This window comes from Photobacterium kishitanii (genome assembly GCF_000613045.3).
Taxonomy (GTDB): domain Bacteria; phylum Pseudomonadota; class Gammaproteobacteria; order Enterobacterales; family Vibrionaceae; genus Photobacterium; species Photobacterium kishitanii.
The window spans coordinates 608,578-629,616 of record NZ_LN794353.1 but is presented as its reverse complement, the minus strand read 5'-3'; the positions used below and the strand labels follow the sequence as shown (position 1 = coordinate 629,616).

18 protein-coding genes are annotated in these 21,039 nt (G+C 38.4%); 14 read left to right on the top strand and 4 right to left on the bottom strand.

Going from position 1 to position 21,039, the window contains the following annotated elements:
• Positions 1-63 precede the first annotated feature (63 nt).
• Genes PPBDW_RS18130 through PPBDW_RS18120 form a run of 3 tightly spaced genes read left to right on the top strand, consistent with a single transcriptional unit; the run spans position 64 to position 3,481 of the window.
• Positions 64-1,515 carry an ATP-binding protein gene (locus PPBDW_RS18130; protein ID WP_036791162.1) on the top strand — a complete coding sequence of 484 codons (1,452 nt, stop codon included), beginning with the start codon at positions 64-66 and terminating at the stop codon, positions 1,513-1,515.
• Positions 1,516-1,528: 13 nt separating this feature from the next.
• The gene (locus tag PPBDW_RS18125; RefSeq protein WP_036791159.1) at positions 1,529-2,785 is read left to right on the top strand and encodes an ABC transporter substrate-binding protein; all 1,257 of its coding nucleotides are present in this window, start codon (positions 1,529-1,531) and stop codon (positions 2,783-2,785) included.
• A 33-nt stretch (positions 2,786-2,818) separates the two neighbouring features.
• A complete protein-coding gene (locus PPBDW_RS18120; protein ID WP_036792906.1) occupies positions 2,819-3,481 on the top strand; it encodes an alpha/beta hydrolase in 663 nt (220 codons plus the stop codon).
• A gap of 74 nt (positions 3,482-3,555) precedes the next feature.
• Here PPBDW_RS18120 and PPBDW_RS18115 read toward each other — a convergent pair whose 3' ends face one another.
• Positions 3,556-4,923 carry an MATE family efflux transporter gene (locus PPBDW_RS18115; RefSeq protein WP_036791156.1) on the bottom strand — a complete coding sequence of 456 codons (1,368 nt, stop codon included), beginning with the start codon at positions 4,921-4,923 and terminating at the stop codon, positions 3,556-3,558.
• A gap of 92 nt (positions 4,924-5,015) precedes the next feature.
• Here PPBDW_RS18115 and PPBDW_RS18110 point away from each other — a divergent pair, with 92 nt between their 5' ends.
• The 5 genes from PPBDW_RS18110 to PPBDW_RS18090 all read left to right on the top strand — a co-directional run bounded on the left by PPBDW_RS18110 (position 5,016) and on the right by PPBDW_RS18090 (position 9,705).
• Positions 5,016-5,900: a LysR family transcriptional regulator gene (locus PPBDW_RS18110; protein ID WP_036791153.1), complete on the top strand. Its 885-nt coding sequence runs from the start codon at positions 5,016-5,018 to the stop codon at positions 5,898-5,900.
• Between the two features lie 32 nt (positions 5,901-5,932).
• Positions 5,933-7,846, top strand: coding sequence for a metallophosphoesterase family protein (locus PPBDW_RS18105; protein WP_036791151.1), 1,914 nt, complete (start codon positions 5,933-5,935; stop codon positions 7,844-7,846).
• Between the two features lie 110 nt (positions 7,847-7,956).
• Positions 7,957-8,289 (top strand): hypothetical protein, encoded by a 333-nt coding sequence (locus PPBDW_RS18100; protein ID WP_036791149.1) that lies wholly within the window; start codon positions 7,957-7,959, stop codon positions 8,287-8,289.
• Positions 8,290-8,604: 315 nt separating this feature from the next.
• Entirely contained in the window at positions 8,605-9,171 is a 567-nt protein-coding gene (locus tag PPBDW_RS18095) for a hypothetical protein (protein ID WP_036791147.1), read from the top strand.
• A gap of 93 nt (positions 9,172-9,264) precedes the next feature.
• Positions 9,265-9,705, top strand: coding sequence for a copper resistance protein NlpE (locus PPBDW_RS18090; RefSeq protein WP_036791143.1), 441 nt, complete (start codon positions 9,265-9,267; stop codon positions 9,703-9,705).
• A 103-nt stretch (positions 9,706-9,808) separates the two neighbouring features.
• On the opposite strand, the gene PPBDW_RS18085 is transcribed toward PPBDW_RS18090, so the two are convergent.
• On the bottom strand, positions 9,809-10,714 hold the full coding sequence (locus PPBDW_RS18085) for a LysR family transcriptional regulator (protein ID WP_036791141.1): 906 nt from the start codon (positions 10,712-10,714) through the stop codon (positions 9,809-9,811).
• Between the two features lie 175 nt (positions 10,715-10,889).
• Between PPBDW_RS18085 and PPBDW_RS18080 the strand changes: the two genes are divergently transcribed.
• Positions 10,890-12,146 (top strand): adenylosuccinate synthase, encoded by a 1,257-nt coding sequence (locus PPBDW_RS18080; protein ID WP_036791138.1) that lies wholly within the window; start codon positions 10,890-10,892, stop codon positions 12,144-12,146.
• A 163-nt stretch (positions 12,147-12,309) separates the two neighbouring features.
• On the opposite strand, the gene pepT is transcribed toward PPBDW_RS18080, so the two are convergent.
• Positions 12,310-13,551, bottom strand: coding sequence for a peptidase T (gene pepT / locus PPBDW_RS18075; protein WP_036791135.1), 1,242 nt, complete (start codon positions 13,549-13,551; stop codon positions 12,310-12,312).
• Between the two features lie 350 nt (positions 13,552-13,901).
• On the opposite strand from pepT, the gene trmY reads away from it, so the two are divergent.
• The 5 genes from trmY to PPBDW_RS18050 all read left to right on the top strand — a co-directional run bounded on the left by trmY (position 13,902) and on the right by PPBDW_RS18050 (position 20,038).
• Positions 13,902-14,498: a tRNA (pseudouridine(54)-N(1))-methyltransferase TrmY gene (gene trmY / locus PPBDW_RS18070; RefSeq protein ID WP_036791132.1), complete on the top strand. Its 597-nt coding sequence runs from the start codon at positions 13,902-13,904 to the stop codon at positions 14,496-14,498.
• Between the two features lie 393 nt (positions 14,499-14,891).
• Complete coding sequence (locus PPBDW_RS18065) at positions 14,892-16,352, top strand: peptide MFS transporter (protein WP_036791129.1); 1,461 nt, start codon at positions 14,892-14,894, stop codon at positions 16,350-16,352.
• Positions 16,353-16,525: 173 nt separating this feature from the next.
• Complete coding sequence (locus PPBDW_RS18060) at positions 16,526-17,845, top strand: ABC1 kinase family protein (protein WP_036791126.1); 1,320 nt, start codon at positions 16,526-16,528, stop codon at positions 17,843-17,845.
• A gap of 155 nt (positions 17,846-18,000) precedes the next feature.
• On the top strand, positions 18,001-18,990 hold the full coding sequence (locus PPBDW_RS18055; RefSeq protein WP_036791124.1) for a patatin-like phospholipase family protein: 990 nt from the start codon (positions 18,001-18,003) through the stop codon (positions 18,988-18,990).
• Positions 18,991-19,114: 124 nt separating this feature from the next.
• Positions 19,115-20,038 carry an alpha/beta fold hydrolase gene (locus PPBDW_RS18050; RefSeq protein WP_036791121.1) on the top strand — a complete coding sequence of 308 codons (924 nt, stop codon included), beginning with the start codon at positions 19,115-19,117 and terminating at the stop codon, positions 20,036-20,038.
• A 110-nt stretch (positions 20,039-20,148) separates the two neighbouring features.
• Here PPBDW_RS18050 and PPBDW_RS18045 read toward each other — a convergent pair whose 3' ends face one another.
• Positions 20,149-20,991: a hypothetical protein gene (locus PPBDW_RS18045; protein ID WP_036791118.1), complete on the bottom strand. Its 843-nt coding sequence runs from the start codon at positions 20,989-20,991 to the stop codon at positions 20,149-20,151.
• Positions 20,992-21,039 lie beyond the last annotated feature (48 nt).

Genomic DNA, 21,039 nt, shown 5'->3' with positions numbered 1-21,039 from the left:
CGTTGGATAAAGTGTGATTGCTGGTATGAGGATCACACTTTTTTACTATATGGATACTGGTCAATGAATTGGAAAGTGTTGTACCCGAAATCATTAGTTTCGAGAACATTGTGGTTAACATTATTAGCTGTATTTTTGGCACAAGTTATTGCAACTGCGATTTGGTATAGCCAATCGAAACAGCGAGACTTAGATGGATTGCAATCTACTTCAGCGAGTATGGCAACCATGTTTGCATCCACGGTGACTTTTTTCCAATCATTACCGATGCAATATCGCCATATCGTATTAGATCAATTACGTAATATGGGCGGGACTCGCTTTTTTGTTTCTTTTAATGATGAAGAGATTCATATTAAGCCGATTGCTAATTCAGAACAAAAACAGATGGCAGTTTCTGTGTTTGAAAAAGTGTTGCACCAAAAATTGCCGCGTTTGCCGACGATAAAAGTTGAATTCTCTCGTCCTGAAACACTACATGTGCTTAAAAATGATATTTTATTAAGCGATCTACCACGATCGTGGGTTCATAATACCTTAAGTTTAGAACCATTAAACCCGCCTATATTAGTGGTTCAAATTGAATTAGAAAAAGATCAATGGCTGTATATTGCCGCATTATTACCAGCACCTTATATGAACTTAAAAGATGAAGTGATCACCCGTCAACAAATTTTGTTTTTGGTCTTTATTACCAGTTTGTTGTTGATGTTTACTTATATCATGGTGCGCCGTCAAATAAAGCCGTTAAAGCAATTGGCTGATGCAGCCAATGCCTTAAGCCTCGATATTTATCAACCACCACTGAAGGAAGAAGGGGCGACGGAGTTGGTGATGGCCACTCAAGCATTTAATCGCATGCAACTGCGGTTACGACGTTATATTGAGGATAGAGAGCAGCTATTTTCGTCTATTTCTCATGATCTTAAAACACCTATTACCCGGTTACGGTTACGGGTTGAGTTAATTGATGATGATAAGAAAATTGATAAATTTAATCATGATCTTGATGAATTAGAGATGATGGTTAAAGGGGCATTGCAGTGTGTGAAAGATACAGATTTACATGAAAATATTGTTCCAATTGATTTGAATTTATTATTGGCAAGTATTGCTGAACGCCATAATCATCATGATACCAAAGTGGTTTTACCGGTATTAACTATCGCTCCGATGATGGGGAAAGAATTAGGCCTAAAACGTTGTCTCAGTAATTTAATTGATAATGGGGTTAAGTATGGCGACAAAGTCACTGTGGCGGTAGTAGACAAACCAGATAAAATTATTATGACGATCACCGATCAAGGTAAAGGTATTCCTGAATCGTCATTATCAGCAGTGTTTGAACCTTATTTTCGTTTAGCAACCGATGCCGAAGGCCATGGTTTAGGGATGGGAATTGCGCGTAATATTATTCATGCCCATGGTGGTAAATTAGTGATTAAAAATGGTTTAACACAAGGGTTGATTGTTGTGGTTGTATTACCACGAGTATTGCCGGTAGCACTGGCTTAAAGAAAGAGAAAACATGAAACTAAAAAATATTATGTTGGCATCGGTCTTAGCGTGGCTACCTGCGACATCAGCAATGGCCGCAGGACAAGTTGAGGTGTTGCACTGGTGGACATCAAGTGGTGAAGCAAAATCAGCCAAAGTGCTTAAACAGATGATGGAGCAGCAAGGCCATAGTTGGAAAGATTTTGCTGTTGCTGGTGGTGGTGGTGAAAGTGCAATGACGGTGTTAAAAATGCGCGCAGTATCTGGCAACCCACCCACAGCAGCCCAACTTAAAGGGCATGATATTCAAGAGTGGGGGCGACTAGGCTTTCTCACATCACTTGATGATGTTGCTCAACAAGAGCACTGGGATAAAGTATTGCCTCCCGTTGTGGCTAACATTATGAAATATAATAATCATTATGTGGCTGTGCCTATTAACGTACATCGGGTTAATTGGTTATGGATTAATCCTAAAGTGTTTCAAGCTGCCGGTGCAAAAGTCCCCACAACTCTAGCTGATTTTTTTATCGCGGCAGATAAAATTAAAGCTGCAGGATTTATTGCTTTAGCGCATGGCGGTCAGCCTTGGCAAGATACGACCTTGTTTGAAAGCATAGCATTAGCAGTATTAGGCTCTGCTGATTACCGTAAAGCATTTGTTGATCTTGATATGGCAATTATCAATAGCAATAAAATGGTAGAGGTATTTAAGCAGTTTAAACGGATGAAAGCCTATATAGATCCACAGGCGAAAGGGCGACATTGGAACTCTGCTACAGAAATGGTGATTGATGGTCAAGCTGCAATGCAGTTTATGGGGGACTGGGCTAAAGGTGAATTTGCCCAAGCTGGAGAGTTGCCAGGTAAAGATTATTTATGTGTACCAGCGCCTGGTACTCAACATCAGTTTACGTTTAATATCGATAGCTTGGCGTTTTTTAAATTAAAAGGTACTGAAGCTGATAATATTGCGCAGCATGACTTGGCACAAACATTATTAATGCCGTCCTTTCAGCGGGTATTCAATTTAAATAAAGGCTCGATTCCAGTTCGATTAGATATGGATATGTCGGCATTTGATCAGTGTGCGTTAGATTCGATGACAGCGTTTAAACAAGCTTCATTATCCGGTGATTTAGTACCGAGTTTTTCGCAAAACTTAGCCACAACAGCTGATGTGCAATCAGCTATTGTCGATGTGGTGAGTGAATTCTTTAATCAGACGGATCCTGATCCAACATTAGCCCCTTCTCGACTTGCGCGGGCAATAAAATCAGCGATATAGTGAATAAGGTTTATAAAGGATAAAAATATGAATATAACCTATTTACCTTGTGTTGAAGTAGAGCCAACCGTTAGTGCGACAGCGAGTGTTATTTGGCTACATGGTTTAGGCTCTAACGGCCATGATTTTGAAGCAATACTGCCACAATTACAGTTGCCGACCGACATGTCGGTACGATTTATTTTCCCTCATGCGGCTTCTATTCCCGTCACTATTAATGGCGGTGCTGTGATGCCGGCATGGTACGATATTATTTCATTGGATGTGGCACGTAAGCTTAATGTCGATCAACTGATGCACTCGGCTCAATGTGTGATTGATCTTGTTGAACGTGAAATCAATCGCGGCATTGCATCAGAGCGGATCATTTTGGCAGGATTTTCCCAAGGTGGGGCTGTGGTCTATCATGCCGCTTTGTGTTATTCAAAACCATTAGCGGGTCTACTTGCGTTATCAACCTACTTTCCAACGGCAAATATTATTCAGTATAGCGATGCCAACCGTGACATTGATATTGAGATTATGCACGGTAGTTATGATCCTGTGGTTGTGCCTAAATTGGGTGAAATGGCTCGTGATGATTTGATTGCAGCGGGTTATCACCCTCAATGGCGGACGTACCCGATGGAACATCATGTATGTATGCCACAAATTAAAGATATTGCTGCCTGGATAAAATCACAGCTTAGTCTGTAAAATAGACATATATAAAAATAACTGCGGATAATATCATTATTATCCGCAGTATTGTTTATCGTTCAAAGAATAGATTACACCGCAGGTTGCGGCATTGATGGTGCAATTTTATTACGCTGTTGTAAGTCACTCCACACCATTGGTAACACAATAAAGCTTAACAATATTGTTGATAATGGCATCGATAGCCATACACCATTGACACCTAACCACTGTGGTAAGAAATATAAAAATGGCAACTGTACTAACATGTTGCTTACTGAAATAGCTAAGGCTTTACCTGCTTTATCAACTGACATGAAATACACGGTTGCGAGGACAATTAAGCCATCTAAAAACATCGCAAATAAGTGTAGTTTAATACCATCAATTGCTTCTGAGGTGAGAGCAGCATTACCACTGTTAAATAACCCAATTAATGCACGAGGGAAACTATACAATAATGCAAACCACGTAATACCCGCAATAATTGTCACCTTAATTGCTAAATAGGTTGTTTTACTAATATTTTGCGGTTTTTTAGCCCCATAGTAATAACTAACAGGTGGCTGCATACCTTCTGCGATACCTTCTGCAACGAGATAATATAACGTCATCATATAACCAACAATCGCAAATGCACCAACCGTAAGTTCGGTACCATATTGCATAAATTGGTAATTATGCAAAGCGACGACAAAGCTGGCATAGAGATACATGATTAATACTGATGAACCAAGACTGACAATTTTCCAGCAGTGGTTTAATCGAATATTTTTCATTGTTAAATGGATGCGAAGTGGAGAATATGCAGAACAAAAATAGATGATCCCACCAATAACAGTGACAGCTTGTGCGATGATGGTCGCAATGGCTGCACCTTGTAATTGCCATTTAAAAATACCAATGAACAAATAATCCAGAGCAATATTGGTTAGTGCGCCTGCTATTAATAAACCAGTGGCTATTTTGGGGCTGTCATCATTACGAATCAGCATCGGGATTGCACCGGCAAAAATTGTAATAAATGCCGCCCACCCAAAACTTTGAACATATTGGAGTGCTAATGCTTTTATCGTGTGATTTGCACCTTGAATGGTTAACAATGTTTCACCAAAGTGAACAAATAATACTAATGCAATTACACTAACTGCGGCAATTAATAGTACCGCGTGATCTAATGCTCGTTGTGCATGCTGTGGATTATTTTCTCCTCGAGCAATTGAAATCAGCGTACCGCCGCCAATACCAATCATCAAACCTAAGCCTGATAATAAATAGGTAATTGGCCACGCCATATTAATGGCTGCTAATCCTTGATAACCAACATAATGTCCAACAAAAATGCCATCAACAATTTGATATAGTCCCGTTACGAGCATCGCCGCAATAGATGGAATCGCATAACGCCAAAAATTTTGGCTAATGGTGAGCGTTGGCGGTGGTGAGTGAGTGAATTGCATAAGGTGCCTCATTGTCTTAGTCACAGTATTATCCTTGTTTATTAGATTGTTCAAAGATAATATCTATCTTATTTTCGGATGGTTTGACCGTGATGGATTGGACATTAGATCAACTTAATGCATTTGTTATATCAGTAGAACAAGGCTCTTTTTCAGGCGCAGCTCGACGAATAGGTAAGGCACAATCACGTATAAGTACCGCAATCAGCAATCTTGAAGCGGATTTAGGCTTTGATTTGTTTGATCGCAGCGCGCGTCTACCTGTGCTTACTCTTGCGGGAGAACAAATGTATGAAGAAGCTAAAATCGTTTTAGCTCAATGTGATCGGTTGCAATCTCGTGCATTGACCTTAACTAAGGGCGAGGAGGTATCGCTTACTATTGCAATGGATGAAGCTACTCCAACAACAGTATTTGAAGAATTTTTTGAACGTGTAGCAGCCACCTTTCCACTGTTGAAGTTAACCATTATTAGTGGCTCAAAAGATGATATTGCAAGTCAAGTTAATGATTTAACAGCTGATTTGGGAATTTTGTTTTTTAGTAAGACCTTACCAAGTAGTCTAGAGTTTACGCCTATTTGTGAGTTTAATTCATCGCTTATTGTTGCTAAAAACCACCCGTTAGCAAAAATATCAGCTCCAACGATGCAGCAGCTAAGTCAATATCGACAATTATTGATTTGTGATCGTATGGGTTATTACCACACTGATGCTCTTTCAGCTAACTATTGGCATATCGATAGTTATTATTCGATCACGGCATTTGTCTTGAGAAATATGGGGTGGGCATTTGTACCTGACCATGTGTTTAATTATTCAATATTTAAAGATGGGGTAGTGAGGCTATCAATAGAAAATATTCCAACCTCCCCTTGGATTGACATGGGATTAGTAAAGCGACGCGATCAAGGTAATGGTCCAGTACTGCGCTGGATGTATCAAGAACTTAAGACTATGTTTGCCCAACATAACTAACAGCTTATTACTCGTATATGGTAGCAAAAGTAATGGAAAATATCGTAGCTAGAGATCCTTTGCCATTGGTTGTGGCTGGACCTATTTTACGTAAAGTAACTGCTCAAGAATTAACACTATGGTTAGTCACGACACGTAAATTCGAGGCTGATTTTAGTGTGTTTATGGCAGCAGAAGACACGCCTTTTTATAAGGCGACATTTAATACGGCCGAGCAAATTCAAATCGGTAAACATGCATGGGTTGTACTTGCACGTTTTATGGGGGACTTTCCACAAAATATCCCTCTTGAATATCAGATAATGACAGTTGAAGGTTCACTAACCGAATTAATGCCAGATTTATTGTATGACAACGAATCTCGTTTGAGTTTAGTCATTCAGAAGCGTGCTGATTATGTATTGCATGGCTCATGCCGTAATCCCCATTATCCTAGTAAAGATAGTTTGGTTGCTGCTGATAATAAAGTAAATGGATTAGCATCGTGTGAACGTCCAAGTTTATTAATGATGAGCGGTGATCAAATTTATGCGGATCATGTCGCAGGGCCAATGTTGGATGCTATTGAACAAATATCATTATTGTTAGGTTTACCTGATGAGACTTTTGAAGAGGCTAAAATTGCTGACACCACAGCCTTGTATCAACATCCTCAAAATATTTATGGGCGCGATAAATTATTACCCCATTATGCTAATGATGAAAGCTGGTGGCGACGTTGTTTACCTAAAACAACAACACCTATTTTTAGTTCGCGTGAATGTGAAAACCATTTAATTAGCTTTAGCGAATTCTTTGCAATGTATTTATTGGTGTGGTCTCCAGCGCTATGGTCGTTTGTTGATCGTAATCGTTTTGCGCGTAATGGTTACTGTAATGCCGGTGTTGCGGTATCACTTAAGTGGCAGCAAACATGGGATCATGAAGCGCCGATTATTGATGAATTTGTTGCAGGTCTTAGCCAGGTTCGTCGATTAATGGCTCATATTCCAACGTATATGATTTTTGATGATCATGATATTACAGACGATTTTCAATTAAATCGTCGTTGGGAGACAGCGGCTTACAATAATTTATTTTCACGTCGTATTATTGGTAATGCCTTGATTAGCTATTGGTTATGCCAGGGATGGGGTAATGCCCCTGAAAAATTTACCCAACCATGTTTAGATTTAGCCCTGACATTTTTTAACCATCCGACGCCACAAGCACAAGATGCTTTAGCTGAGTATTTTTACAGATTTGAAGATTGGCATTATACGATTTCAACAATACCTAAGATGGTGGTGTTAGATACTCGTACTCGACGTTGGCGTTCAGAGTCTAATGCAAATCGCCCGTCAGGACTGATGGATTGGGAGGCATTAGTTGAATTACAACAAGAACTATTGCATGAATCAGCAGTAATTATTGTTTCTGCTGCGCCGATGTTTGGGGTTAAATTTATTGAAACTTTACAACGAATAATGACGCTATTAGGCCAACCATTAGTGGTAGATGCTGAGAATTGGATGGCACATCTAGGTTCTGCTAATACCTTATTAAGTATTTTTACTCATACAAAAACACCGACGACTTTTATTATTTTATCAGGTGATGTGCATTACTCATTTGCTTACGATATTACATTACGTAATTTGAAAGGGCAGTTTAAAATATTTCAAATAACTTGCAGCGGACTTAAAAACGAATTTCCGAATCGATTATTACGTTTTTGTGATTGGATGGATCGTTGTCTCTATAGTCCACATTCTCCTTTAAATTGGTTTACTAAGCGAAAACGTTTGCTGATTGAAAAGCGTGATCCCGATGTTGCTGGCCACCATCGATTAATTAATAAAAGTGCGATTGGTGAATTGTATCTTGATGAGCAGGGAGCTCCCCGTGTTATTGATATATTAACCGCTGAAGGGGAAGTGATTCATTTTCCACCTAAAGTGTCTTGATGATAAAATTTCATTGATTTTACTTGTAAATGACAATTGTATCACTGTAGTATGTATGTGAATTTATTGTTAACTGTAAGTGCTGTTCATTCGTTGTAAGTGAGGTTTGTATGCGTTTTTCACAGAAGGTCGGTTTAACCTTAGGCGCTTCTTTGCTTATCCTTACTATATTATTAATTATTGTTGCAGGACGAACTTATAAAACAGAAGCTGTAGTTGGAAGAGTAGTGAACGTTAATAGCAACACTTTTCAAAATGAAGGTAAGTTTCATTTACAGGTTATGTCTGATCAAACAAATAGTATGATTAATATTGATATTCAAGATGGATTATATTGTCCTGTTGGCTCTCAAGTGGTATTTGTGCAAAAGAGTTGTATGTTATTTGGCGATGATGCCTATGAGTTCATTTCATGTGATTTTTCATATTTGCCACCACATTAAATAGTCAATTATATTTAGGTTAATTTTATTTTAGATAGATGTTCTAAATAGCGTGAAGTTTAACTTTTATAATAAGAAAAGATGTTACGTAATAAGTGATATTTTGTTTTTTGATTGTCAGTAATCGTTAATGAATATGAATGTTATTTCTCATATTTGTGGTTTTATTTTTATAAATAAAACAGATTTAATACCGCATAATGAAAAAAAATGACCTATTATTGACTTTGACATGACGTTAACTAGATATATTTTTCATGCTGATGGTAGATACTGTTAAGGTTATATTTTAATGTGAGTTTTACAGGAGTTGATATGAAGAAAAGTATTATTGCTATAGCGATCGCTGGTTTAGTGCTTGTTGGTTGTGATCAAGCAAGCCACGATTCAGCAAAAGAATCTGCGGCTTCGGTAAAAGCAACAGCGACCCAAGTAAAAGATGATGCTGTCACAACAACTGATTCAGCACTAGATTCAACGACTAAAGCTGTTGAAAGTTCTGCTGATGCTGTAAAAGATACCGCCGGTAAAGTAGCTGATAAAGCGAAAGAAGTTAAAAATAATGTAGTAGATACTTCAGCAACTGCAGTAGAAGATTCTAAGAAAGCCGTGTCTGACTCAGCTAATGCTGTTGAAAATAAAGTCTCTGAATTAAAAGGTGATGCTGCAAATGCAACATCTGATGCTATTGATGCTTCTAAAGAGGCTGCTGCTGATACAAAAGCTGCGATGAAAAATGCCGCTACTGATGCTGTCGATACTGCAACAGAAGTAAAAGATGCGGCTATGGATAAAACTAAAGCTGCGACAAGTGATGCTGCTGATATGATGGATAAATCTGTTGATTCAGCAGAAAAGAAAGTATCTGATTTAACTAATTAATCAATAATATAAATTAATAAAAGTATTGATATTTACACTAAGATGCCGAGCCATTATTGCTCGGTTATTCTTTTTTTCACAAGGAGTATTACGGTGAAAAAAAAATGTTTATTAGCTGTGATGGTCGTACTTGCACTTGCAGGTTGTGATCAAGCAAAAGATGGTGCGAGTGCGGCAGCCGCGAAACAAGCGGAAGCGCATAATGCACAAAACTCATTAGATTGGATGGGCGAATATACAGGCATTCAGCCTTGTGGTGATTGTTCTGGGATTGAAACGAGCTTAACCTTGAATAAAGATGGTACTTTTGTCTTAAATGAAACCTATCAAGGTAAAGATACCAAGCCGTTTGTTAATGAAGGTAAGTTTAAGTGGAATGATCGTGGTGATACCATCACGTTAAACCTTAGCAGTAATCAGTCAGTGAAGTATTTCGTTGGTGAACATCGTATTTTCCGGCTTGATCAAAAAGGCCAGCGTATTACGGGTGATTTAGCCGATGCTTATACTCTTACGCAAAATGACGACAATTAATTTTTAAGAAAATGCCCTGAAGAGTCTCTTATTAATCAATAAGAGTTATCAGGGCATTTTTGTATCTGATGATTAACACCCATGTATTTTAGCCATTATCTCATTATTGTGAGCGTTGGATTTCATCATCGACCCAGCGTAATAATTGCTTTATAGCACGTGATAACACCTGATTTTGACGCACAATATACCCAAGACTCGTGGTGGGGAAGTGCGGTAGTGGTGTAATTGTGGTTTGCAGGTGTAGTTTCGAATGTAATGAAAAACTCGGTACAATAGCAACGCCAAATCCCGCTTCAGCCCAGTCTATTTGTGCATCAACACTGCCGACTTCCATAACATGATATTTAGCCAGTTGTAAGCTTGGTAAGGCTAAATCTATTAATTCGCGGGTACGGGTATCATGACCCAATAAAATTAATGTCGGCTCTTCTGCAGCAAGAGGTTGTGGTTCAATAACTGCGTTTGGATTATGAGATAATTGTTGCCAACGCTCTAAACCATTACCTAATGCACACCATTTAACCTGGCGTAGTTCCATAAAATGCAACGGTTGGCTTTCTTTTTGCGCGATCACAAAACCTAAATCAGCTTTGGCACTTTTTACGAGTTCAGTTGCTTGTGACGAGGTGGTATTAAAAAGTGATAAATCAATACCAGGATATTCTTTTTTAAACGCCTGAAATGGGCTGATAAGTAATAATCGCGAGATAATGTCACTTGCCGCAATAGTCAGCGTACCTTGGTTGAGTTCATTAATCGCATTAAGATCTGCTTGGCAAACTTGTAATTCCATTAAAGTGTTTTCAGCACTTTTAAGTAACCGTTCACCCGCTTGGGTTAATCGAAATGGATTTCTTTCAATTAATTTAACCCGTGTTGTTTGTTCTAGTTGTTTAATATGAAGACTAACATTAGGTTGCGTCATATGAAGCGCTGCGGCTGTTTTTCCAAAATGTTGGTGCTTAGAAAGTGCGACGAATGTATTAAGCCAATGCAAATCTACCATTTTTACCTTCTTATTTTGGTTCAGACGCTATTATTGATAGTAATGTTACCAGAATAAACTTAATCACTAATGTACGCCATATAAGAGATTCTTATCAAGTTAATAACGATTATTAATTATTTTTATTGCGTCATTGATCATAGGATAGAGGTCTTGCTTTTGAGGAGTTTAAATTATGTCGTCTATTGTTGTTGTTGGTGCTAACTGGGGTGATGAAGGTAAAGGTCGTATTGTTGATTATTTAGCAGACCAAGCTTCAGCGAGTATTCGTTTCCAAGGTGGTAATAACGCAGGTCACACTGTTGTTAACGATTTTGGTACATTTAAACTACACCAATTACCAAGCGGCGTATTTAACCCTGATTGTATCGCTGTTTTAGGCCCTGGTATGGTTATCAGCCCAGAGAAATTAAGCCTAGAAATCGAAGAAGTAGCGACATCAGGTGTTGAAGTTAAACTTTGCATCTCTGATCGTGCAACACTATGTCTACCATTACACGCACTAGAAGACACGCTAGAAGAAGAACGTCTAGGTGCTGGTGCATACGGTTCAACTCGTCAAGGTATCGCACCTGCATATGGCGACCGTGTAATGAAGAAGGGTATTCTTGTTGGTTGGTTAAATCAGCCTGAAGTACTACTTGAGCGTATCCAATTTATGATGGATTGGAAATTGCCACAGCTTAAAGCGTTGTATCCATCAATGGAGTTTACGCAAACTGCTGAAGAAATGACCGAGTGGCTACTTGAAGTGTCTCAACCTTGGCGTGACAGCATTTGTAACGTTACTGAGCCACTAAAAGCGTTACAAAAAGAAGACAAAACATTATTGTTTGAAGCACAATTAGGTGCTGGTCGTGACTTAGTTTATGGTGAATACCCATGGACAACATCTTCTAACGTAACTGCAGCTTATGCTGGTATCGGTAGTGGTTTACCAGCACTTCACCCTGAGCGTGTTATTGCCGTTGCTAAATCATTCAGTTCTTCAGTAGGTACTGGTACTCTGATCACTGCAATGGAAGATCAAGATCAATTCCGTGAAGATGCGAAAGAGTTCGGTGCTACAACTGGTCGCCCACGTGATATGGGTTACTTTGATGCAGTAGCAACACGTAATGGTATTGAGCTACAAGCAGCAACAGAAATCGCATTAACTAAGATTGACTGCTTAAGCGGTATGAAAGATCTTAAGATCTGTGTTGCTTACAACGGTGATCACACTGAAAACCCAATTTGGCCTCAAACTGCATCACTAACAGCAGTCTATGAGCAAATGATGGGTTGGGATGAAGACATTACGGGTTGCCGTAAGTTTGAAGAACTACCTGAAGGCGCACAACAATATGTACTTCGTATTGAAGAACTAATGGGTGTTCCTGTTAAGATGGTATCAGTAGGTCCTGAGCGCGACCAAATGATCCTACGTTAATCGTAGCGTAATCAAAAATTATAACGGGCGAGTTACTTAGTAACTCGCCCGTTTTTTGTTTGTTTATTTATTAGAATGATACACTATTAACCCTCGAACCCTCGAACCCTCGAACCCTCGAACCCTCGAACCCTCGAACCCTCGAACCCTCGAACCCTCGAACCTATTTCCCATATTGCTCAGCAGTAATGCGAATTACATCGACCACCACATTACTTGCCGCTTGCAATGATGGCACCGGTAAATACTCATAAATAGAGTGAAAGTTGTGCGCACCAGTAAAAATATTAGGGCAAGGTAAGCCTTTTTGAGACAATACAGCGCCATCATAACCACCACGCATGGGGGTTGTTTTCATTTCAATATGATTACGCGCATAGGCTTGTTTAGCTATTTCAATTGGAAAGCTGGCATCACCTTGTAGGCTATTAGCGACATTTTGATAGCGATCTGCAAGGGTGATCGTAACGGCAGCATCGCCCCATAAGGCTTGGCAGCTTGTTGCTAATGTAGCTAGAAATTGCATTCGTTGCTGGTAGCCTTGTTGAGTAAAATCACGAACATCCATTTTCAAGACGGTTTTAGCACTATTACCGATCAGATCTTTTACCCAATAATAACCTTCACGGCCATCAGTATATTCTGGGGCTTCTCCTGGTGGTAACATAGCAATAAATTTGTGTGCCATCAGCAATGAGTTTTTGAGTTTGCCTTTGGCTGACATTGGATGCGCTGATTGACCGATAAAAGTGATTACGACATCACCTGCGTTCCAATTTTCATCAACAAATTCACCGATGCCACAGCAATCTAGGGTGTAACCAAAATCAGCCCCAAAAGAGTCAACATCAAATGCTTTAGCGCCGCGTAAGCCTTGTTCTTCATCTGGTAAAAATGCAACTTTAACATCGCCATGTTCAATATCAGGATTATCAATCAGAATAGTAAGTGCGTGCATAATCGCAGCGATAGCGGCTTTATCATCAGCCCCTAATAAACTAGTGCCGTCAGTTACAATAATATCTTGGTTTTGATATTGGCTTAGTTCTGGAAATTCAGCTTGTTTGAGAATGATATTTAATGCGGGATTAAGAACAATATCGCCGCCAGTGTAATGAACAATCTGTGCATGGGTATCATTGCTCTGTTCAGCACTGGTGTCTAAATGACCAAAGAAAGCAACGGTAGGAATGGCTCTGAGACTGTTACTCGGTAGGGTTGCTGTAAGAATAGCGCTGTCACGTAAAATAATATCTTGTAAGCCCAGTTGTGTTAACTCAGCGGCTAATATTTTGGCTAATTTCATTTGCCCTAACGATGAGGGCATTATTCCAGCAGCACCATTTTCACGGTTGGTGGTGGTATTAATTTGAGTGTAATTTATAAAACGGTCAACAATATTCATTATATTCATCCTGAAGAAGACATTATTGATAATAGAGGCGATTCTTTGTTTAAATTGTCATCAGTATAAATGGATGACAATAATAGAGTAGATAAATCTAAGCACTCGTAATGAGGAGGAATATTCCATTATTTATTGTTATTAACAAGGAAATTAACAGGTTGCTGATTACGATTTGTGATCTCGGCTGATATTATTTTTAATTATGACTAATAGATTATTTTATCGATCACTGAGTTTATTTTTAGGGTTACATCAGTTGTAAAACCAAGGATAATAGTCAGTATCTATTGTTGATTTTCTGTAGTGGGCGATCAACAAGAACATTTTAAATTTCTAGGATATTGATTATGCGCGCTTTCGTGTTACGAGCCCGTTCAGCCCCAACCGACAGTAAGTTGTTAATTGCGTCAGTTGGACAAGACGCTCACACTGAGATATTGGCTCACGTTTTAATGAATGCTATTTTTGTAGCGCAGTCGCATCGTGAAGATATTATGGTGCATTTAGTACTTGAAAGTACGCAAGATTTCTCTCGCACTATTAGTTTTAGCTCTAATGATATTAGTAACTTATCGGGTTTTCATGAGCAAGCTTGGCTTGAAAAAATAGCTCATGCGTTAGATAAGTCTATTGGTATGAATAAAGAGCAGTTGCGGAATGTCGAGCCTGGTATTTGTGTTCGTACTATTAGCTTTGAAAAATTAGTATGTGAATTAGCAGAAGATTACCAATTATATATGCTCGATAAAAAAGGTGATTTTATTCGAGATATAGAGTTGGCTTCCAACCCATGTTTTTTATTGACTGATCATATGCCGATGCCCAAGAAAAGTTTTAATAGCTTAAAACGTTTAGGCGCTGAAAAAATCAGTTTAGGGCCTAAGATGTTATTTGCATCGCAATGTATTGTATTAATACATAATGAATTGGATTTAACTTTGTAATTGTTTGGTATTTGTTAGTTTTTAACAAATAAATAAAAAGCCGTTAAGTGATAGTTGATATTCTAGCTGATTACTTAACGGCTTTTTTATACTTAAATTTAAGTGAATTATTATGCGTAAATTTAGAATTAAATGATTTTTTATGTGACTTTTGTGGGGTAAATATAACTATAAGTGGAAAATATCGCCATATGGTATATAATTAAGCGTCATTTTTTATGTACGATAAAGTCCTCTTCATTAGTGTGAAAATTAAGATACTAAATATGGAGCAAGATTAAGCTTGAGCTTGTAGATGTTCAGTGTATTTTCAGTACTAAATACCAACGGTATTTCGAATTAAATAACAATTATTACCGTTAGCCTTTATGGCCCCTTTACCTAGGAAACAATATGCAATTATCCTCTCAGCCTAAAGGGCTTTTTCACCTCATTGCGATACAGATGTGGGAATTCTTTAGTTATTACGGCATGCGGTCGTTATTAATTCTCTTTTTGACTCAAAAACTTTTAATGTCTGACGACCACGCATATGCTTTATACGGTGCTTATACATCGCTGGTTTATGTTACTCCAATCTTAGGCGGTTATTTAGCTGACCGCTATTTAGGCAATTATTGGTCAGTGATCATTGGTGGCTCTTTAATGGTTGCTGGTCATGCTGTGCTTAGTATTCCTAGCCATGATAATACGGTGCTTTATGCCGCGCTTGCTTTGATTATCTGTGGTTATGGGTTCTTTAAAACGAATTCAAGCTGTTTATTGGGTGAGTTATATAAAGATCATGAAGGTGCTCGCGAATCTGGATTCTCGATTTCTTATATTGGAGGTAATGTAGGCTCTGCGTTAGCGCCGATATTCTGTGGTTATGCTGCTAGTCGTTGGGGTTGGAATGTAGGTTTCGCTCTTGCAGGCATTGGTATGCTAATCGGTTTGATTATTTTTAGCACTGGCCGTAAGCATTTTGCTCATGTTCAAAAAGCGAATATACCTGCATTACGTCAAAAGACCGCTGGTTTTAGTCACTGGCAATTGATTATTCTTGGCGTGATAGTATGTGCTATAGGTTTAGTGTTTGTATTACAAGATTTACTTGCTGGGTATATTCTAGCTGTTATTTTGGCTTTTTCTGCCTTACAGATGTTACGCCTATACCGTAAGAGCAGCACTGAAGATCGTAAGAAACTTAATGCAATCATTTACTTTATGTTATTTGGCATGGTTTTTTGGGCATTTGATCAACAAGGTGGTAGTTCAATTAGCTTATTCATTGAGCGTAATATTGATACGGATATATTCGGCTACCATATTCCAACAGCCTTTTTCCAATCAGTGAATCCAGTTGCTGTTATTGTTGGTGGTGGTGCAGTTGCATGGTTATGGAAAGTGCTGGCATCGCGTCAAATTTCAGTACGTACCCTAACTAAGCTGAATATGGGTTTATTTTTGCTAACAGCTGGTTTTAGTTTGATCACTTTATCGTCTAAATTAGCGATGGTGAGTGGCCATACAACGTTCTTATGGCTGTTTATTGGTTTGTTCTTGATTGGTATTGCGGAACTGTTTATTGACCCTGTAGCTTTATCTGCTATTACACGCATGAACCCTCAAGGTGCAACGGGTACGGTAGCGGGTATTTATATGTTAATGGGTGGCTCTGTTGCTAACTATTTAGCAGCAAATATTGCTGAATTAACCTCAACAGGTACGCAAGCGACGAATACTGCTGATTTAATTGCTTCGGCAACGCAGTATCACCATGTGTTCCAATCAATTTTCATTGTAACAGTAGTAGTGTTAGTACTCGGGTTATTAGTTAATTTTAAAAATCGTAACGAACCTGAATACGATTAATATACGCTCTTAGAAAAGGTCGATAATGTAAGCTACTTTTAGCAGACATTATCGGCCTTTTTTTTTGGCTGTTTATAGTGATTTTGTGTCAGACGTCGATAATGTCTTTTATGATAGTATTAATAGCAGCAATCAGTGATTAAAGATGGCTGTTCATAGTAAAGAGTCTCTAAATGAATGATAAAAAGCAGTATTCGAAAGTGCCAAGTGGTCGATTATCGCGGTTAGCTAAACTTGGGTCATTAGCAACACGAGTTGCTTCTGGTATGGTTGCTGAAGGGGCAAAACAGTTAGCCACTGGTCATCGACCTAAAGTGAGTGAATTGATTTTAACCCCAACGAACGTTAAACGCGTTGCTGATCAATTGGCTGATTTACGCGGTGCGGCAATGAAAGTTGGTCAATTATTATCAATGGATGGTGGTGACTTATTACCACCGGAATTAACCGAATTGTTATCACGGTTACAGGCAAATGCTAAACCAATGCCGATAAGCCAATTAAATCATTCTCTTGAACAGCAATGGGGCAGCGATTGGCAACAGCAATTTAGTCAGTTTTCATTTTACCCGATTGCAGCGGCATCAATTGGACAAGTGCATAAAGCGACAACCCAAGATGGACGTCAATTAGCTCTGAAAATTCAATACCCAGGAATTAATAAAAGCATTGATAGTGACGTAAATAATGTTGCTACCTTATTGAATATCAGTGGGTTAATCCCAAAACAGTTGGATGTCTCTGAGTTATTGGATGAGGCTAAAAAGCAACTTCATGCAGAAGCTGATTATTTACTTGAAGCACAATATGTAAAGCAATATCGTCAATTATTAGCCACTGATACGCGCTATTTATTACCAGATATTGATGATGATTTGACGACTAAACATATTCTTGCAATGACGTTTGTTGGTGGTATTGATGTCGATAAATTAGTTCATCAACCACAAACAGTACGTGATCATATTATTGAACTTGCTTTTAGCCTGATGTTTAGGGAAGTGTTTGAATTTAGATTAGTACAAACCGATCCTAACTTTGCCAATTATCGTTATGATATTGAGACTAAAAAATTAGTACTGCTTGATTTCGGTGCCACAAGGGTTTATCCCCAACATATTGCAGATGGTTATCAACAGTTAATGACTGGTGCTGTGATTGATGATCAACCACGAATGTTAGCTGCATTGAAACAAATTGGTTTTTTCTCTCAGCCGATTGAACCTCAAGCTCAACAAGCGTTATTAGAATTGTGTTTACAAGCCTGCGAACCTCTGAGGTATCAAGGTGTATATGATTTTGGTCAATCCGATATGGTAGGTCGAATTCGTGATGCAGGCAGTCAGTTAAGCATGAAACAAGGTTATTGGCATACACCGCCAGCAGATGCGATTTTTTTGCATCGTAAATTAGGCGGACTATATTTGCTAGCAGCAAAATTAAAAGCGCAGGTTGATATTAATAAAATATTTTTATCCTATATGACTGAATAATTATATAAGGCAGGTTATTTTCGATGAGTCAAGCGGCTCATATTTAGAATATCAGTTATTATTTTGGGTAATTTATACTTTTCCCCACTGTGGTTATACTGATTACTCCTAAAACAAATTTGTATGATAAATACCCACTAAAAAGTAAAAACGCTATGACTGGTAAACACATCTCTTATGCAGTACAGAATATTGAAGGGCTTTCCTTTGATACTACAGATATATCAAAAATAGCTTTAGTCACCGAAGGTGGCGGTCAGCGCGGTATTTTTACTGCTGGGGTGTTGGATGCCTTTTTAGAAGCAGAGTTTAATCCGTTTTCTCTAATGGTGGGTACATCAGCAGGATCGCTGAATTTAGCATCTTATATTTGTGGTCAATATAAGCATGCATATAAAGTTATTACTCAAGCGACAACAGATCATCACTTTTTTGATGTTTATCGGTTTATTTTTGGTCGGGAAGGATTGGATTTAGATTGGTTAATGAAACAAACGCAAACAAGTTTTGAGCTTGATTGGCATCAAGGACGCGAGAATATGCGCTCACGTACGGTGTTAGCTTCAGCAAGTGGCGTTACTAGCCATCAGGCATCGTATTTTAACTTAAACAGTGATAACTGGTCATTAGCATTAAAAGCATCATGTGCTGTGCCAGTGTTAAATAAAAAACCTATTTTCTCTCAAAATGAATATTGGGTCGATGGTGGTTTATGCGCACCAATTCCAGTCCAAGAAGCTTATGAACGTGGTTATCGGCACATTGTAGTGATACGAACTGTACCAATCGATACGTCATTTGACCATTGTTGGATGACAAATATCCGTCGTGCTCTAGGTAATTCTAAAGCCGCAGGTATGATTGAAATGTTGTTAGAGCATGAAGATAACTATCGAAAAACCCAAGAATTTTTAAGTAATCCTCCGGATGATGTCACTATTTTTGAAATCCATCCTCAAAAACCATTGCGGTCAAAAATGATTGGTAGTGATATCGATTCACTGGATATGGATTATCACTTGGGATATCAATCAGGTAAATATTTTTTAAATACCGTTGGTCGCCATATTAATATTCAAGATGCGCCTTATAAAACTGATTATAAGCATGATGTGACCAATACTGATTTAATGAAATATGCTTAATTTTAATATTCAAATAATATCATATTAAAGTGATGTGTTTGAGGGGTCTTTACTAAGAAGTTGTTAATAAATGAACCAAAATAAGGTGGAATTTTCAACCAAGGAGTCGGTGTTTACGCAATTGATGGAAAATGACGTTCATAGTATGTGGTTGCAGCGTAAACAAAGTGCATTTAGTGGTAAAGATGGGGTACAGATCCAATGGATCAGTGTGACTAATCCTATCAATACTCGCTGTATTGTGATTGTGAATGGTCGTAATGAAAGCTTTTGGAAGTATCAAGAAATTTTCTTTGAATTTTCACGACAGGGTTATGATGTCTATGCTTATGATCATCGAGGCCAAGGTGCTTCTGGCCGCTTAACTGCAGATCCTGAGCTGGGTCATGTGCATAGTTTTGATGATTATGTTGATGATCTAAATGCATTTATTACTCAAGTTGTAGATAACGAAAAATCTTACCAGCATCACTTTTTATTGGCTCACTCAATGGGTGGAGCAATCACCACTCTTTATCTCGAAAAATATAAGAGCCATTTTGATGCGGTAGTATTGAATGCACCTATGTTTGGTATCCATATGCCAGTGCCTCTAAAACTGGTTGCATCATCGATAGCTAAGATTATGGAACATTATCAGCATGAACCTTCGTATGTTTTAGGGCAGAAGCCTTATCACGAAGAGCCGTTTGAAAATAACGCTTTATGCCAAAGTAAATTACGCTATGTTTGGGCAAAGCATTTATATCAAATTCATCCAGAATTACGCATTGGCGGACCAAGTCCGCGCTGGTTATGGCAAGCGATTCAAGCAGCAGATCATTGTATTCGAGATGTTGAAAAAATAGATATTCCAGTTTTATTACTTCAAGCAGGCAGTGATACCATCGTTGACAATAGTAGTCACCATCGATTTTGTTGCCAGAATAAACATTGTAAGATGAAAGTTATTCGTAATGCACGCCATGAGATCTTAATGGAAAAAGATGTTATTCGTAATCAAGCATTATGTGAAACTCTGGCTTTTTTTAATCAATTTATAGTGTAAATTGATTAAAAATATCTATTGAAGCTAAAACAGCGGCTGTATTTAATTATTAAATACAGCCGCTGTTGTTTTATGTGATATAAACTAACTTATTGTAAAATAAATTAATGTTATTGGCAGATAAACCAAGATTTAGCATCCGCTTCAATAAAAGCTTTTTTATGCCATGGTAACGGTGTTGATACTGGTGCGATACGTACATCACCTTTGATTTTACGTGTAGCAAGCACACGAACCCGACCATCTTTCACACTTTCAATCGTACCTTTGTATGTCACCCCATACGCGTCGTCTTGCGATTTTTTATACATACATACAGTTTCACCAATATGTGTAGCAATAAAGGCGGTCTCCTCTGTCCATGCTTCTTCTGCTGGCGGTGGCGTTACATCATCGAGGTGCTCAATAGCTTTAGTACTCATTAATTTACGATGAACTGAATAAGGTTGATAACCTAATAATGTTGCACCATCAATCCATGCTGTCTGAGGAATATCGCGGTTCTCAATAATACGCATTGTAACGAAGGGACCGTCAGAACAAATATCGGCCCATAGATCAATGGAGGAAATGCGTGCTGCAAAAAGGGGGGTTTCCTGATCGGTATTTGGATGTTGAACGCACCATGTACCGGAATCTAAATTAACCATTGAACCTTTGTTTATGGTACAAGTTTTGGTCGCTAACTGATTAAACTGTTCGATATCTTGCTGGGCTTGTTGGGCGCTATTGGAGCAGTAACGGTAGCTATAAGAGAAGGTTTCTTTTGGATAAAACAGACCTTTATCAACAACAACGCCATTTTTACGTGCGCTATCGGCCGCAATGAATTTTTTGGCCGCTGTTTTAAAGCTGTAATCAGGTGCTGGTTTTGGTGGTGGTGGTGAACTACAACCCGCAAGCACAGCGATAACTGCAGCGAGTGATACGCGGGTAAAAAGGGTGTTGTACATTCTTGCCCCCAGAAAAAAAGCTCTTTATATACGTAATAAAAAAGCGCT

What these genes read in the sequence shown, in the direction of transcription:
- PPBDW_RS18055 (WP_036791124.1), top strand. Translation starts at nt 18,001, where the DNA reads ATGACTGGTAAACACATCTCTTATGCAGTACAGAATATTGAAGGGCTT.
- PPBDW_RS18060 (WP_036791126.1), top strand. Translation starts at nt 16,526, where the DNA reads ATGAATGATAAAAAGCAGTATTCGAAAGTGCCAAGTGGTCGATTATCG.
- PPBDW_RS18095 (WP_036791147.1), top strand. Translation starts at nt 8,605, where the DNA reads ATGAAGAAAAGTATTATTGCTATAGCGATCGCTGGTTTAGTGCTTGTT.
- PPBDW_RS18045 (WP_036791118.1), bottom strand. Translation starts at nt 20,991, where the DNA reads ATGTACAACACCCTTTTTACCCGCGTATCACTCGCTGCAGTTATCGCT.
- PPBDW_RS18115 (WP_036791156.1), bottom strand. Translation starts at nt 4,923, where the DNA reads ATGCAATTCACTCACTCACCACCGCCAACGCTCACCATTAGCCAAAAT.
- trmY (WP_036791132.1), top strand. Translation starts at nt 13,902, where the DNA reads ATGCGCGCTTTCGTGTTACGAGCCCGTTCAGCCCCAACCGACAGTAAG.
- PPBDW_RS18110 (WP_036791153.1), top strand. Translation starts at nt 5,016, where the DNA reads ATGGATTGGACATTAGATCAACTTAATGCATTTGTTATATCAGTAGAA.
- PPBDW_RS18085 (WP_036791141.1), bottom strand. Translation starts at nt 10,714, where the DNA reads ATGGTAGATTTGCATTGGCTTAATACATTCGTCGCACTTTCTAAGCAC.
- PPBDW_RS18065 (WP_036791129.1), top strand. Translation starts at nt 14,892, where the DNA reads ATGCAATTATCCTCTCAGCCTAAAGGGCTTTTTCACCTCATTGCGATA.
- PPBDW_RS18080 (WP_036791138.1), top strand. Translation starts at nt 10,890, where the DNA reads ATGTCGTCTATTGTTGTTGTTGGTGCTAACTGGGGTGATGAAGGTAAA.
- PPBDW_RS18105 (WP_036791151.1), top strand. Translation starts at nt 5,933, where the DNA reads ATGGAAAATATCGTAGCTAGAGATCCTTTGCCATTGGTTGTGGCTGGA.
- PPBDW_RS18050 (WP_036791121.1), top strand. Translation starts at nt 19,115, where the DNA reads ATGGAAAATGACGTTCATAGTATGTGGTTGCAGCGTAAACAAAGTGCA.
- PPBDW_RS18100 (WP_036791149.1), top strand. Translation starts at nt 7,957, where the DNA reads ATGCGTTTTTCACAGAAGGTCGGTTTAACCTTAGGCGCTTCTTTGCTT.
- PPBDW_RS18125 (WP_036791159.1), top strand. Translation starts at nt 1,529, where the DNA reads ATGAAACTAAAAAATATTATGTTGGCATCGGTCTTAGCGTGGCTACCT.
- pepT (WP_036791135.1), bottom strand. Translation starts at nt 13,551, where the DNA reads ATGAATATTGTTGACCGTTTTATAAATTACACTCAAATTAATACCACC.
- PPBDW_RS18130 (WP_036791162.1), top strand. Translation starts at nt 64, where the DNA reads ATGAATTGGAAAGTGTTGTACCCGAAATCATTAGTTTCGAGAACATTG.